The sequence below is a fragment of the Shewanella sp. NKUCC05_KAH genome (genome assembly GCF_019345585.1).
Taxonomy (GTDB): domain Bacteria; phylum Pseudomonadota; class Gammaproteobacteria; order Enterobacterales; family Shewanellaceae; genus Shewanella; species Shewanella oncorhynchi.
The window spans coordinates 194851-210432 of record NZ_JAHKQZ010000001.1; the positions used below are offsets into that span (position 1 = coordinate 194851).

Here is a 15582-nt window from a genome sequence, read left to right on the forward strand (position 1 = left end):
TATCTGAGCATGAGCGTTCAAAAAAACATCAAGCTGAGCGATAACAACGCCCGCCGCTACTTTTTGCTTGGTACATAAGCTGATCGGCTTTTTTCAACAAACCTATCGCGGTGTCACCATCGCGGGGGTAAATCACCACGCCGATACTAACGGCGATGCTGACACTGACGCCTTGAATAAGCAAAGGGCTCGACAGTGCCTGTAGAATATTATCAGCAACTTGGGTAACTGCATCGAGATCTTGCACACGATTTAGCAGGATAACAAACTCATCGCCGCCAAATCGCGCAACGGTATCGGATCCACGGATAACCTTGGTTAACTTTTGGGCGACCAGTACCAATAATTCATCGCCAATGGGATGACCGTGTTGGTCATTGATTTGTTTAAAACCATCGAGATCGATGAATAACAAAGCGAAATGTGCCTGTTCTCTGCGATGAGATAGCAAAGCTTGGGTTAGTCTGTCATCAAGTAAGGCACGATTGGGCAACTGAGTTAAAGCATCATGATTAGCCACATGCAGCAAACGTTTCTCTGCCACCAATCGCTGGGTGATCTCACGATTTAAGCGGCGATTCACTAACAACACCGCCACCATCACTAAGCACAAAATTATCACACCAAATACGATATAACGCAGCCATTGCAGATATTTAGCACTCTCTGTCGCCACAGAAAATGACACCCAGCGCGTATATATTTTTTGCTGATGTTGAGCGTCAATCAAGGCTAAGGCTTTGTTAATCAGCGGCACCAGCGGTGCAAATTGAGGATAAACACCAATATGACTATGCTGATCGGCGAGATCACTGAGCAGCGACATTTTCAGTGTCGGATAGTGGCTGGTTTTAAGCTCAGAAGCTAAAGTCACCACTTTATCGATAAACACATCCGCATTGCCATTCGTCACGGCCGCTAATCCGGCCTGCGTATTTGGCACTATGACTAACTTGAGCGAAGGCTCCAGACTCATCAATTGCGCCACCAAATGATATCCCTCAACCACAGCCACCCTTTGCCCTGCAAGCTGAGCAATATTAAAAACCGAGACTTGTTCCAGTTGCGACACTAAGGCCCACGGCGATGGCCAATAGGCTTCACTAAACGCTAAACGCTGCTGGCGCTCCGCCGTTTGCGCGACACTGCCGGCTAAACTCACCTCGCCCTTTTGCAACGCCTCGATTAACGAATGCCAATCATCAAAGGCAACGGGCGTGAGCTTAAGTTTGAGTTGTTCCTTGAGCAATTTGACGATATCGCTGTTGATCCCCGCAAACTCACCCTGTTCATCCATAAACTCCATCGGTGGCCATTGCTTTAAATAACCGACTTTGAGTTCGCCTACACTTTCCACATAGGCCTGTTCTGCGGGGCTTAGGCTGACATGGCGCTCAGCTTGGGTAAAAACATGATCTTTAGGATTGAGCATCCATTTATGTTCAATCTCAGCAAATTCTTGATTGCTAATACTGTTAAACCCATTGGCTATCCTCTGTGTAAGGCCAGCATCATCGCTACGGGTCAGCACATAAATGTTGGTGCTAAATTCGAGATCAGGATACTGGCTAAAGTCAGACCAGCCTTTATTGAGCAGTAAATAATGGGATGTCCATGCACCCGCGGCGATAAAACCGACAACTTCTCCAGACCTCGCCCCCGCCACCATGGCATCCATACTGTCGTAATAACGCAGTGACACTTGGGGTAATGCTTTACGCAAATCCACCAAATAAGGCGCTGTCGGCACCACACCAATACGTTTACCTTTTAAGCTGTCTAAATCGGTTAACTGTTGCTGATAGAGAAAGAGTCGACTCTTCACTGTATATAAATGCCAAGCCTGAGTAAGGCCCGTTTTAACATCATCACTTTCAGGATAACCTATATGGGCATCGGCGAGACCACGACGAACATCGTCCACGCTAGAGTTCATATCACCAGAAATAAAATCAACGGCAATACCCGTTTTCTCAGACCAAAGCTGCCACATGTCCACATACAAACCATGGGGTAAACCATCGACACCTAAGTCCACAAAAGGCTCGACGCCCAGTTGCATCGAAATAACGAGTCCAGCTTGTTGACGTTGATAGCCAAGCCAACGTCGCTCCGTTTGCTGAATAAAGTGCGCATCGAGCGCAGTGAAACCTTTATTGATTTTATCGACTAATGCAAGATTGCCCTTTTGAACTGCGGGTACAAACTGCATCGCCTTAATTTGAAGGCGGGCAGTATTGGGAAAGTTTGCGGCAATCTCTTGGGATGAGTCGGGATCTTTCAAATAGCCTTCTAACCCCGCAAAGACTACGATCTCGCCCGCGGCGACCCCTGCCAATAATTTCTCACGACTTTCGTAGCGTTTAAACACAAGCTGCGGTTCGATACGGTGTAATTCCGCTTCATGGGATGAAGCCGCTACCACACCAATTTGAAAGGGGATCAGTTCTTTGATGGATTTTTTGCCCTGCAGGGATTTATGCAAATACAAAAATGTACCGACATCGGCGATGGGCACAGCAAAGTCGAACTCTTGCTCACGCTCAGGGGTTTTCCCCATGCCGATATGCACTTGCGCCTTACTTTGCCGCAGTTGATCAAGGGACTCATGCCAATGGCGCGCCACAAAAACCACTTGGGTATGGCTTTGTTTAGCCCACTCTTTCCATAAATCAACCAGTAATCCAGTCGGCTCGCCATCGTTGTCGACATATTGATAGGGAAAGCTATCCTCACCCATAACGATGATTAATGGCTCAGAGGACAACGGACTTGCCTGCCCCGTTATGCTCAAAAAACAGCTGCACAAGATCACAATTAAGTGGATCACAAACTTCAAGTTGAGCCCTTAGTACTTGATGTACATGTAACGATTTTGTTATCTATAAAGTATTAGACAAAAATTTATCGCAAATTACTAGCATGAGACTTGCTGCTAATCGCTCTGATTCGTTAAAATGCGCAGTTGAATTCCCATGAAAAATCTCAGATGAACGTTTCTCAAGACACTATCTACGCTCAAGCGAGCGAGCATATTAGCGATTTCCAGTTTGATAACCGTGTAGCAGGCGTCTTCAGTGACATGATCCGCCGCTCAGTGCCTGGATATACGCAAATTATCAATACCATAGGCGATTTTGCAGATCGTTTCGTCATGCCAAATACTCAAATTTACGATTTGGGTTGCTCACTCGGTGCCGCGACCTTAAGTATTCGTCGCCAAATCCAAGGCCGCCAATGTCGCATTATTGCTGTAGATAACAGTGAATCTATGGTCGCACGCTGCCAAGAGAACCTGAATGCCTATGTCAGCGATACGGATGTCGATCTGGTTTGCGGTGATATTCGCGATATCGATATTCAAAATGCGTCATTGGTGGTACTCAACTTTACATTGCAGTTTTTACCGCCAGAAGACAGAGAAACCCTGATAGCCAAGATTTATCAAGGTCTGAATCCTGGCGGGATATTAGTACTGTCAGAAAAAATTCGCTTCGAAGATGCTCCTATCCAAACTCTATTGGAAGAGCAACATTTGGACTTTAAACGCGCTAATGGTTACAGCGAACTTGAGATCAGCCAAAAACGCAGTGCGCTGGAAAATGTCATGAAGCCAGACACCTTAACCACGCATCAACAACGACTCACCAGCCAAGGCTTTAGTCACTTTAGTCTCTGGTTCCAATGCTTTAACTTTGCTTCTATGGTGGCCATCAAGTGATCAGCTTTAGCTCGTTTTACCAACAAATCGCCGATTCGAATCTACAGCACTGGCTCGAAACCCTGCCGAGCATTTTAGGCAAGTGGCAACGAGATCATAAACACGGCAACCTGCCAAAGTGGGAAAAAGTGCTCAACAAGCTGCACTATCCAGCACCCGACCAAGTGGATTTTGTTGATAGCGTGACCGTCGGTAGCGGCGAGCAACTTAGCCCAGGCGAAAAAGAGAAGCTTGAAAACCTGCTGCGTCTATTTATGCCATGGCGTAAAGGCCCCTTCCACATTCATGGCATACATATCGATACCGAATGGCGCAGTGACTGGAAATGGGACCGCGTTAAGCAACATATTTCGCCGCTTAAAAACCGCACTGTGCTCGATGTCGGTTGTGGCAGTGGTTATCACATGTGGCGCATGTTGGGCTCAGGTGCCAAACGTGTCGTCGGTATCGACCCTTCGCCATTGTTTTTATGTCAGTTTGAAGCCGTCAAACGTTTAGCGGGCACACATCATCCTGTGCACTTGTTGCCTCTTGGCATTGAAGAGCTGCCACCGCTCGATGCATTCGACACAGTTTTCTCCATGGGTGTTTTATATCACAGACGTTCGCCTATCGATCACTTGTTACAGCTGCGTGATCAATTGCGCACCGGTGGTGAGCTCGTGCTAGAAACCTTGGTGATAGATGGCGACGAAAGTGCCGTACTCGTGCCTCAAGATAGATATGGCAAAATGAATAATGTATGGTTCATTCCATCCGTTGCCGCGCTCATGCTCTGGTTAAAGAAGTGTGATTTCACTGATATCCGTTGTGTCGATACCGATGTCACAGCCCTTGCCGAGCAACGCCGTACCGACTGGATGCTCAACGAATCACTGGTTGAATACCTAGATCCTAACGACATCACCAAAACGGTTGAAGGTTATCCTGCGCCCAAACGCGCCACGATTATCGCAGTGAAAAATCAACCTAATCAGGATTTAAATTAACCTTTTCAGTCTGAAGTAAGCGAATATCAGTCATTGCGTCCTCAAGGTTTGAGTTGGTAATGGCTGATATCAAAAGCCGAAAGATCACCATTCCTCTAGTACATCTGGAATCTGTAGGTGTTCAGCAGCTCAGTGTAACTCCTTCCTTGAATAGCAATACATTTGCGACTCCCACCCTTATCGTTGACATCCAGAACAGAACAGGGTTTCATGCATAACAATGACTTGAAGCTAACTCAATTAGATACTAAGTCAAAGTTAACTCATTCCATCACAGATGCAGAACACATAACCCATGTTAAAACCCACTTTTCTGGTTAGCCTGTTTGGCTTAAGCCTTTATATTACGAATGCCGCCTATGCGGCGCCAAGCCCTGTTCCCCTCTTAGTTGAACAATGCCTGCGTTTGCCAAGTATTGATCTCGCGACTGTGTTCGCCAATGCACGTTTAACTGCGTCTGAATTAACCTTGGCCCAGCGCGCGCTTATTTTTGAGCAACAGATGTTAGGGCTTAATAATATCAACGATAGGCTCAACTATTACCGTGGGTTTAGCTTAGCGAGTGAAGAACGCGAAGGTTTACTGCAATGCCAGTTACACCTCGCCGACACCCTATCGCAACTTCTCAGCCAAACTGAATTGAGCCAACTCGCCTACGCCTTAGCCCAAGGCAATGCAGAACAAATACTGCTGAGCCAACAGCTTAAACAGTTACTACAACAGCATTGGAGCGCCGAGGAAAAAGCGAAATTACATACAGCGCAAGCCAGCATAGGCCAAGGGTTAGGCAGCCAGCAATTTAATCTTGCCTTCAATGACAGCCAATGCCAACCCGAAGCGACTCAGCAGCAACATCATCTGCATAAAAAAGGTGATAAAAGTGATGAGCCGAAGCCCGACAATTCAAAGCAGAGCGACTTTTCTGGCACTATCGTCAGTTACTTACTGACGCAGGAAAACGCCGTATGTCGCCAAAATGTATGGCAGGCCTACCAAGTCAGAGCCAGTGAAACCAATCAAACGGCATTAGAGCGAATTGCTGAGCAGCGCCAACAAGCCGCCACTGCTGCAGGCTTTACCGATTACAGCGCATTAGTGCTTAGTTCGCAGCAGTTATCGTCCCCTGAATTAGTCAAAGCTTTTCTTGATAGCCAAACCCAAGATCTGCAAGTGGCTCCCTGGGATATTGGACGAACCCTGTCACAACAAGCATCAGCCAAGGGGCCGACATGGCAAACTTCTGACGTCTTGAGTCGCAGCTTTACTTATCTGCAAGTGTTTGGTTTACACTTTGAGACCATAGAAACCGCTAAGGTCGATAAAATACCTGCCGATCCCAATCGGCCACATATCGTCAGGGTCTACCACCAGCAAAGATTGTTAGGTGAAATCTATGTGGCGTATAACCCAAATCCACAGCAAGGTAGTCAACAGCAGACATTGCGTCAAAGTGTACTCGGCCAGCAATTTGGACAACAAGCGTTGGATCTCAAACCACAGCTGAGTAACTACAAAGACATTGAGCAATTAACCGAATCCATCGCAGAGGCTGTCACTTCCCTTGCTAAAGCGAGTCATTTCTACCTCAACAATGCCATGGGACAGAGTCAAGATAGCTATTTTGTGGCGAGCCTCTGGTTAGCTGAAGTGCTACGCCATCAACTATTTCCGCAATTTGAGCACACCTATTTACAGGAGCGTGAAACACTGGCTAAAGCTTATTCGAAGCAGCTTAAAGTCTTTCGCGCTAAGGTTGCAGTCAACTTTTACCAAAACTCAAGTGCACAAGTCTACCCCGATCTCGGTGCGGAGTTTAATGCGAGCTTTGGCCAAGACTGGCCACAAACACAGGATTATCCTTACAGCTTCAATGCTATCGCCAACGAAGGACCGCTCTACTACCAATCACTCTGGCAAGCATCGCTAGCTAGGCTGATAGATCAATCCACATTCAACTGCCGAGACAAACTCAAATTATTCAATGTATTAGTCATCAATGAAGACGCTTTGAGCTTAAGTGACCAATTAAAAGTGGTCATTGGCGCCCCCGTTGATAGTGCTGCGCTGATCCAAAGAATTTCAAATAGCGCCGCTTCAGAACATGCTGACAATTCCAACAATCAAGCTTTCGACGCAACAGGTTCTTGTGCGTTTTAAGTGTGAATGCTTAGGATGTGTTTGTGACTCGCTCGGGTGCAAACACTGAAAATCGTCATGATTAGCCTCTCTATCCCCTCAATAACTTAGCGCGACATAACTATCTATATGTCGTGGGAATGACTGACTCTATGATATTTAATTGAAAAAGTCGTAAGAAGTGGCCACTATAAGCCTCAATCTATCGTTTTTTTGAGATTATAATGACTCGAGCTAAATCTACCTTAGAACAATGGCGTATTTTGCAAGCGGTGGTCGATTTTGGCGGCTATGCCCAAGCGGCCGAAAAACTCAACAAGAGTCAATCGTCACTTAACCATGCCGTTGCCAAATTACAGCATCAATTAGGTATCGAGCTACTCGAAGTCAAAGGCCGTAAAGCCTATCTCACCCCGCAGGGCGAAGTGCTGCTGCGCCGCTCACGGCATGTCACCCAAGCCGTCAACGAGTTAGAACAACTTGCGAGTAATCTTGAACAAGGGTGGGAGCCAACACTCACGATTGCCCGTGAAATTATCTATCCGATGGAAAGCTTAGTGTGTGCCCTCAATGCGTTTCTGCCCCACAGTCGTGGCACTCGAATCATCATGCTGGACTCAGTGATCACCGGCACTCAAGAGCTCATTCAGCAGAGTAAAGTCGATATTGCTATCTGTGCAGGGGTGCCGCCTAAAGGGTATTTATCCGAACCCTTATGTGAACAAGAACTCTACCTCGTCTGTCATCCAAATCATCCACTCGCTGACTTAGGCACAATTGAAGACGATAAACTACTGGCACAATATTTACAGTTAGTGATTAAAGATACTGGAGTGCAATCCAACATTGATATCGGCTGGCTCAAAGCTGAGCAGCGCTGGACAGTCTCTAACTTCCATGAAGCTAAAGTCATTTTAAATCAAGGTATTGGTTTCTGTTGGATCCCCTCTTTCTTAGTCCAAGAAGAATTGGCTTCGGGTAATCTAGTACGTTTACATCTTGAGGGTAGCCAAAAACGTCGCATCATGTTGAGCTTAGTTATCCCTAATAGGGATCAACAAGGGCCTGCATCAAAACTGCTTGCTTCCTTGATTTTAAAACAGCACGGAATTGAAACGACGAATAGTCATTAACAGCAAGATACCAAACGAGTTATCAATTCGAGTGAGCAAAACGATAAATGCTAACTGCTGATTAAATGCTTAGTTCTTAGTGGTACTGAGAGGTTGTTTCGAAAAAGATGATGAACAGCGAATGATGGGAATAGTTAAAGCCTAATCTTACACACTAAAGTCGACATAGCGCGCTTGTTGATAACCCAAATATTGCGGCTGAATAAATCCCGTCTCCTGCAAGAGGTCATCCTCCACATATAACTCGCTCTGCAAAGACACATTCGTATTCGCGCTAGCACTGATATTTGAAGACTGCTCATTTACATTGTTTGCGGACAAAACATCCGTAGATTGCAAATTGCTAGGGAGCTCATTTGGAGATGCCAGATAAGAAGGCAGAATATTGGCTTGCGACGTCATATCGACACGAGCTGAAGGCCCAGCACTGGCTTGTGCAACCGCGACATAATAACGGCTTGCAGCACTATCGGATCTTGAGATAAAACCCGTCGCTAAATCCGCTGAAGTTGAAGCATCTCCAAATGCTAAAGTTGCGGTCGGTGGCTCAATCGTTTCCACTGTGGTCGATGTAGTGACTGAGTCACTGATATCAGAAGAGGTTTTCGAACCCGTATCAATGACTCTCGTATTGGCCGTTTGCGCCTCGATCGCTTGTTTTAGCTTATCAAGCGCAGTAGAGGCGGGGGTGAATACAGCCTCTTGGGGCTGAGCAATATTACCTGACTCATCAACGTCTCCCGTCACTACAGGTGTATGTTTTTCTAACGGTGGCAACCCTTTTATTTGTGCATCTGCGTCTATTAATGTTTGAGCCGTTTGCAAGTCAACAATTTGTTTTTGTCGCTCCTCTGCCAGCATCACTTTAGCTTCATTCATTTTTTGCAAGGCTTCCGCGGCAACACGGATATCCGCTGATGACGGGTCAACAGGAGCCATTGCTGCGGCATAAACTTGCTTCATTTTGTTTATCGTTGCAAGCGGGTCGCCTCCCACTGGAGAGACATCAATCTGCACTTCGCCATCGGTGGCGTAACGTTGGCCATCAGCACCCTTTTCATACTTAAAACTCGGGCTCTGAGCGTATTGTCCTCCGACGGTTGCGTGGGCATGCTCATGGGCTTTAACCTCTGAATCTCGAGTTTTAAGTTCATTGACTTGCTGTTGCTGTTGAGCCTGCACTTTTTCTTGGGCTTGTATCTCTTGTTCTTGAGCCTGTTGAACCAGTGATTGCTGCTTTGCCTCTTCCGCTGCTGCTATTTGCTGTTTCTGCGATTCTTCTTCCTGTACTTGCTTTTCAAGCTGATTATCATTTGGAGCAAAGACAGCAGCTAAGACTTGTTGACTATCATCTGGGTTAGACGCTGTCGCAGGAACATCTACAGGACTAGCTTGAGCCTGAGCTTCACCAAAAACTTGAGTAAATTGTTCTAACACAGTCGGTTGAGCAACATCATTGCTAGCGGATTGATCTACGGCTTGCGCAGAGTTTGACTGACCAACAGGCCCTGCACTCGTTGCTACACTCTTATTTACAGAACTGTTAATTGCAGAATCGGACGTAGTGGGATCAACTAACGCAGCTCCAGTAAAGACAGTTTGTGGCCCAAACACTGCCGCTAAATCAGGCATTATTGGAGAAACATCACCCGTGCTAGATGGATTGAAAGCAGGAATATCAGTACCCTTAGTGCCAATTGATGGACTCAGAGGCGTAAAAATATCAACGGGAATATTGCTCGTTACACTGAGATTTGGACTTATTGTAGCCAAGGAATTTACCCCAAGTCCGCTATTACTCGTACCCGCGACGGGCGAAAATACCTGAGTAGAAATAGGTGCCGCAATCTGTCCCCCGCGTACACCAGAAATGGATCTTGGTCCTGTTAACAAACTAAAACTCGCATCGGCATGTAAGCTAGCTCGATCATTTAACGTATTTACCTGAGGATTGCTCCTTGGCGTTGGTACGGAAAAAGGAGCGACCTCGAGTGCTTGGCTTGCACCATTCAGTACAGGAAGTACAGATGCAGCAGTTGATGAAACAGCACTAGAAGCTGCAAAAGACACATTTGGTGATGAGTGGAGAGATTGGGAAACGTTAGCAGCTAATGAAGTAATAGGCGTGGCTTGAACTGGAGCAAATGAAGTTCCAGTAACCTGTAGTTCATGGACACCACTCGCTTCAATTTTTGCGGAGCCTGCAGTGTGAGCGCGGGCTCCTTGATAAGTGCTATTAGCGTGACTCTGGCTTAGATTCGAGCTGAGCATCTTATCATGTGCCGAAAATGAAGAGGATGACGCTCCAACCTTAGGTGATAGCGCCACAACCGACATGATATTTACACCTTAATATTAATGATCGAACCTATCGTTTCAGAATCAGTTTCAATCACTTCTGTTGACGCTTCCCCTTGTCTTAATGACTCATTAGCGTTAAGTAATGCCGAGGTTTTATCAGGCTGCGCAACATCTCTTGTAGATTCAGCCGGAGCCGCACTTTGAGTCGGTGTAGGTTTAGCCACATCTATTGTTGCTTGAGTGAGCCCAGATTGAGCACTTTGCAAGCCTTGCAGACCGGATGAATAAGCAGATTGGATTTGCATAACGGTATTCCTGCACGCTGTGATTAATGGGTCAATTATTGACCAACTACCTGCAAAAGTACAGGTTTTATCCGCATTCTCACCATTTATTTACGGTCTTATTTATCCTGTGATCCAATTGGCTTCCCAATCCTTAAATACGGGATTAAAACCCTGCCGTTGCATCTGTTCGATGACTTGCTCAACGCTGCGATCATCGCTTATCTCAAATTGATCGAGTTGACTGTCGGGTGCTTGATAGCCGCCCGGTTGTGTCGAACTACCCGCACTGATTTGAGTAATTCCAAGTGGCAAAAGATTATCCCTCAGCTCAGGGCTTTCCCTTGTCGACATACTGATATCAAGCTGATGATTAAAAAGTCTAAATGCACAAATCATTTGCACTAAACCTAAATCCGATAGCATAACTTTTGGGGTGATCCCGCCAGTACAAGGCCTTAACCTTGGCAGCGAAATACTAAAGCGAATGCGCCAATAGCGACGCTCTAAATAGTCAAGATGATATCCCATCATTAACGCATCTAAACGCCAATCATCCAGCCCCAGTAATACCCCAAGACCAATTTTATCGACCCCCGCCGCCGCAACTCTATCCGGTGTTGCTAAGCGATAGGCAAAATCCATTTTTTTACCTCGGGAATGGTGACGAGCATAAGTCTCGGGCTGATAGGTCTCCTGATAAATCATCACAGCATCTAAACCTAGCGCGACTAACTGGCGATAATGGTCCTCACTCATGGGCTGAACCTCCATCGCCAAATGGCTAAATTGCTGCTTTACCAGAGGCAACATTTGCTTGAAATAATCGATACCAACCTTAGTTTCATGCTCACCTGACACCAGTAAAATAGAATCGAAGCCCCTATCTTTGATAATGGCTATTTCAGCCATCAACTCCAGCTCATTCAAGGTCTTGCGTTTGAGTTTGTTACTCATGCTAAAGCCACAGTAATCACAATCATTAGCGCACAGATTCGAGACGTATAGCGGTAAATACATGCCCAGATTCGCGCCAAATCGCTGCCGCGTAAGCGCCGCAGAGTGCTGCGCCATGGTTTCGATATAAGGTTCCGCCGCAGGTGATAACAAGGCCAGTAAGCTGCGCAAATCCCCTGCTGGACTCACTAACGCCCGCTCGACATCTTGGGCTGTGCAAGAATACAAATCGAGTAACAGTTTATCCCGTGGGATGTTGGCAAATTCCGCTACAAAACTCATTGATTTAAAAATCCTGTCAGAGGACTGGTCTGTACCGCGCCCGTTTGTACTCGGCCAAGCCCAGCTTCAAAGGCCCGTCTGCCGCATTGCACCGCCTCTTTAAAGCACTCGGCCATCACTATCGGCGACGCACTGCTGGCGATGGCGGTGTTGACGAGCACCGCATCGGCGCCCAGCTCCATTGCCCGCGCAGCCTGTGAAGGTGCGCCAATGCCAGCGTCAATCACCACTGGCACCCGCGCCTGCTCTATGATGATTTTTAAAAAGCTTTCAGTGACTAAACCTTGATTACTGCCAATCGGACTCGCCAGTGGCATAACAGCAGCGCAGCCCACTTCTTCCAAACGACGGCACAGCACAGGATCGGCATGCACGTAGGGCAACACGATAAAGCCTTTATCACAGAGAATCTTGGCCGCTGCTAAGGTTTCAATTGCATCGGGCATCAGGTACTTAGGATCGGGGTGGATTTCGAGCTTAATCCAATGAGTTCCCAGCATTTCACGGGCAAGCTCAGCCGCAAACACCGCTTCCTTGGCGTTTCTCGCCCCCGAAGTGTTAGGCAATAGCCGGACACCCGCTTGACGTAACGGCGTGAGTAAATCATCAAGCCCCATTTTAAAATCAATTCTTTTCATCGCAACTGTCACTAACTGCGATTTTGAAGCCATTATCGCCTCGATCATCACTTGGCTATTACTGAATTTTCCCGTCCCGGTAAATAAACGCGACTCAAATTCCACATCAGCAATCTTTAACATACTAGCCTCCCGCTACAGCTGAGAAAAGTTCTAATTTATCTTCATGTTGGCAGAGAATAGATTGCCAGCGATTGCGCGGAACGACCTCAGCATTCAACACGATAGCAACTGAATCGAGGGCAATATTTTGTGCGAGGATCACAGCCGCGAGTGACGTCGGTTCAGATAACGACTGCGGGATATTGTTTATGTGAATTAAAATCATATCAAACCTCAAGACTATCTTTATTTGATGATAGATAAGCCCCTTTGGGACCACACACGTCACAGTGGGGATCCCGCGTTAATACAGCAGCAGTCCACGCAAGTGATTTAGCGTTAAAGCGCCAAAAACGCCCCAACAAGGCATTTTTCGGTTCATCACAACCGCTGTCCACACTCAGCAAGAGTTGCATTGCCACCAAAGATTGCATTGACGCCATCACGCCTACGCTGGGGCCGAGTACACCTTGGGTACTGCAGCTCTGCGACACTCTCGTCTGTGCGGGGAAAATACAGTGATAGCAACCGCCAGAGGGGAGCTGCATTTGATCGACCGCAAACAATTGACCGCTAAATGCTGCGATTGACGCGCTGACTAAAGGTAAAGCCGCTTCGATACAGCAGCGATTAATGGATTGGCGAGTCGCAAAATTATCTGTGCAGTCAAGTACAAGTACTCTTTTACCCTGTTGTTTTAATTGTAAAACCTCAGCGAAGTGATGAGCTGATGTCTCAGCACTAAATACTGTTTCATGGGCAGTAACAGTGCACTGCGGCGCTAAACGATTAAGCTTTTGCTTGGCAACTCGCGCCTTATTGAGGCCAATGTCGGCATCGTTGAATAGCAATTGTCTTGGTAGATTCGAAACTTCAACCTTATCCATGTCGATTAAGGTCAAGCGACCAATACCTGCACAGGCCAGATATTGCGCCGCCAATTGCCCTAAACCGCCAAGCCCTACAATAACAACGCTGGCGTCGGCCAGTTGTAATTGCCCTGCCTCACCGACTTCTGGCAATAAGACTTGCCGAGAATAGCGGATGAAATCAGCATCACTGAGTGTATGAACGCTTTGTGTTCCGTCGCTGAGAACGTCTGCGTGAGAAAGCGGTGGTTTTTTACTCATGCTTTGCAACCAACTTATGCTTTACAGCCAGTTCTTCAGACAAGCTACATTGCTCCCAAGCTTGGCTCAGCTCTGCGAACGCTGCTAACGGATCCTTAGCTTTCGTTATTGCGCGCACCACAGCAATATTGCCTACCCCAGTAGCTTTCACCTTTGACAGATTATCTAAGTCGATGCCGCCAATGGCGACCAAGGGATAATGGTCTTGGAGTAACGCCACATAGTGCTTAAGTTTTGCGAGCCCTTGGGGCGCAGAAGGCATTTGCTTCGTCGTGGTTGGGAATATATGCCCAAGCGCTATGTAGGATGGCGAGTATTGATGCGCCAATAGCAACTCGAAATAACTGTGGCTGGATAGACCTAACGCGAGTCCCGCGGCTTGAATGGCCGCTAAGTCGGTAACGGCGAGATCTTCTTGGCCTAAATGTACCCCAAAGGCATGGTATTTTATCGCTAACTGCCAGTGATCATTGATAAAAAGCTGCGCATTAAAATGCTTGCCTAAGGCAATGGCCGTTTGAATTTTTGCCTCTAATTCAGAGCCAACCAACTCAAATTTACCTGACTCAGACTTGCCTAGCGCAGATTTATCTCGCTGGTATCCTGCTAACCCTGCAGCAGTTGACCCGCTGGTATCGGTTTTTATCCGTAACTGCACGGTTTTAACACCCGCAACTAACAAACTTTCCAGCATGATTAAGTCACTCACCACGGGATAAACACCAAGATCGGCATCGAGCACTTTAAAACCGTGGGATAAAATATTTTGAGGTGGCGTCGAGACTATTCTTACCTGAGCGGTTGCCTGATCTGTTGCAGATAAAACTGTTGCAACTAAATCACTTCTAACATCAAGATGTTGATTGAGGTGATGACTTATAAAATTGCCATCACACAGATTTATCTTGGCATAGCGGGACAAGTCATTGGGCCACCCCGTACGGGCCAACGGCCCTGGACCTTGCCCTAAACCAATCGCCGAGCTTAAGCCTTGACTCACATAGGCTTTTGCAACAACCACCGCATCTTGCAATACAAAACCCTGCGCTAACACGGCGGCAATGGCCGATGACAAAGTACAGCCGCTACCATGGTTATGACGGGTATTAACCCGCGGGCTTGCCAACCAGAAACGCCCATTTTGATGCAGCTCAGAGCTAGCGCGTACTTGATGGCAAACCAGATAATCCTCGGCAAGCTCAAAATTCCAGCCGTTGCTATCGAGAGTGCTAACATGAATGTTAGCCTGAGTTTGAGCATGAGTATCATCAAGAATATCAGTGCTGCCAAAGCTCACATCGCCCCCTTTAGCGAGCACACTGCAATCAAGACTCTGGGATAAAGCCTGTGCTGCAGCAGCGAATTGTGCTTTCGTTGAAACATCACTGTGAGTTAACCGCCCAAGTTCAAGCACATTGGGCGTGATAAGTTCGATTAAGCCTTTGAAAGGATTAAAATCTAAGGCTGATTTGGCCGTACTTTTTATATCCTGACAGTTATCTGCTGCTAATGCATCGCCACAACTGGCAACCATCACAGGATCGACAATCACAGGCACAGATGGATAGTGGATTTTAAAACTCACGATCCAATCTGCCAGCAATGCCACTTGAGTTTGATCTGCCAGTAAGCCGATTTTGATTGCTTTGGGTGGCAAATCTGACAGTAAAGTGGTCAACTGAGCCATTAACATCGCAGCTGACACGGGCTCGACTAAAGTGACCGCCACTGAGCTTTGCGCCGTCACTGTGGTGATCACGCTGCAACCGTGACAGCCCAAATCCTGAATCGTTGCCAAGTCCGCCTGAATACCGGCACCGCCGCCACTGTCTGAACCGGCTATGGTCCAAACAAACGCGGGACGCTCGGTACTCATGGGCAATTTCCCCCCATGAATACCCAGCATAA

General features: G+C 47.0%; 12 protein-coding genes. 4 read left to right on the forward strand and 8 right to left on the reverse strand.

Going from position 1 to position 15582, the window contains the following annotated elements:
* Positions 1-28: 28 nt before the first annotated feature.
* Positions 29-2839 carry a transporter substrate-binding domain-containing protein gene (locus tag KO533_RS00880; protein WP_219252451.1) on the reverse strand — a complete coding sequence of 937 codons (2811 nt, stop codon included), beginning with the start codon at positions 2837-2839 and terminating at the stop codon, positions 29-31.
* Between the two features lie 150 nt (positions 2840-2989).
* Between KO533_RS00880 and cmoA the strand changes: the two genes are divergently transcribed.
* The 4 genes from cmoA (at position 2990) to KO533_RS00900 (ending at position 7980) form a co-directional block, all read left to right on the forward strand.
* The gene (gene cmoA / locus KO533_RS00885; protein WP_006081747.1) at positions 2990-3721 is read left to right on the forward strand and encodes a carboxy-S-adenosyl-L-methionine synthase CmoA; all 732 of its coding nucleotides are present in this window, start codon (positions 2990-2992) and stop codon (positions 3719-3721) included.
* Positions 3718-4710: a tRNA 5-methoxyuridine(34)/uridine 5-oxyacetic acid(34) synthase CmoB gene (cmoB, locus tag KO533_RS00890; protein WP_219252452.1), complete on the forward strand. Its 993-nt coding sequence runs from the start codon at positions 3718-3720 to the stop codon at positions 4708-4710. The genes cmoA and cmoB overlap by 4 nt, the downstream gene beginning before the upstream one ends.
* A 295-nt stretch (positions 4711-5005) precedes the next feature.
* Positions 5006-6868 carry a M3 family metallopeptidase gene (locus KO533_RS00895; RefSeq protein WP_219252454.1) on the forward strand — a complete coding sequence of 621 codons (1863 nt, stop codon included), beginning with the start codon at positions 5006-5008 and terminating at the stop codon, positions 6866-6868.
* A gap of 203 nt (positions 6869-7071) precedes the next feature.
* The gene (locus tag KO533_RS00900) at positions 7072-7980 is read left to right on the forward strand and encodes a LysR family transcriptional regulator (RefSeq protein WP_028759846.1); all 909 of its coding nucleotides are present in this window, start codon (positions 7072-7074) and stop codon (positions 7978-7980) included.
* 147 nt (positions 7981-8127) lie between these two features.
* Here the strand turns inward: KO533_RS00900 and KO533_RS00905 are convergent, their stop codons facing one another.
* The 7 genes from KO533_RS00905 to KO533_RS00935 all read right to left on the reverse strand — a co-directional run bounded on the left by KO533_RS00905 (position 8128) and on the right by KO533_RS00935 (position 15580).
* Entirely contained in the window at positions 8128-10317 is a 2190-nt protein-coding gene (locus KO533_RS00905) for a putative metalloprotease CJM1_0395 family protein (protein WP_219252456.1), read from the reverse strand.
* A gap of 5 nt (positions 10318-10322) precedes the next feature.
* Positions 10323-10586 carry a chemotaxis protein gene (locus KO533_RS00910; RefSeq protein ID WP_131524079.1) on the reverse strand — a complete coding sequence of 88 codons (264 nt, stop codon included), beginning with the start codon at positions 10584-10586 and terminating at the stop codon, positions 10323-10325.
* A 102-nt stretch (positions 10587-10688) separates the two neighbouring features.
* Entirely contained in the window at positions 10689-11804 is a 1116-nt protein-coding gene (gene thiH / locus KO533_RS00915; protein ID WP_219252462.1) for a 2-iminoacetate synthase ThiH, read from the reverse strand.
* Positions 11801-12565: a thiazole synthase gene (locus KO533_RS00920; RefSeq protein ID WP_219252463.1), complete on the reverse strand. Its 765-nt coding sequence runs from the start codon at positions 12563-12565 to the stop codon at positions 11801-11803. Before KO533_RS00920 ends, thiH begins: the two co-directional genes overlap by 4 nt.
* Position 12566: 1 nt before the next feature.
* Entirely contained in the window at positions 12567-12770 is a 204-nt protein-coding gene (thiS, locus tag KO533_RS00925; RefSeq protein ID WP_105252576.1) for a sulfur carrier protein ThiS, read from the reverse strand.
* A gap of 1 nt (position 12771) precedes the next feature.
* The gene (locus KO533_RS00930; RefSeq protein WP_219252468.1) at positions 12772-13674 is read right to left on the reverse strand and encodes a HesA/MoeB/ThiF family protein; all 903 of its coding nucleotides are present in this window, start codon (positions 13672-13674) and stop codon (positions 12772-12774) included.
* Entirely contained in the window at positions 13667-15580 is a 1914-nt protein-coding gene (locus KO533_RS00935) for a bifunctional hydroxymethylpyrimidine kinase/phosphomethylpyrimidine kinase (RefSeq protein ID WP_219252470.1), read from the reverse strand. Before KO533_RS00935 ends, KO533_RS00930 begins: the two co-directional genes overlap by 8 nt.
* Positions 15581-15582: the final 2 nt, after the last annotated feature.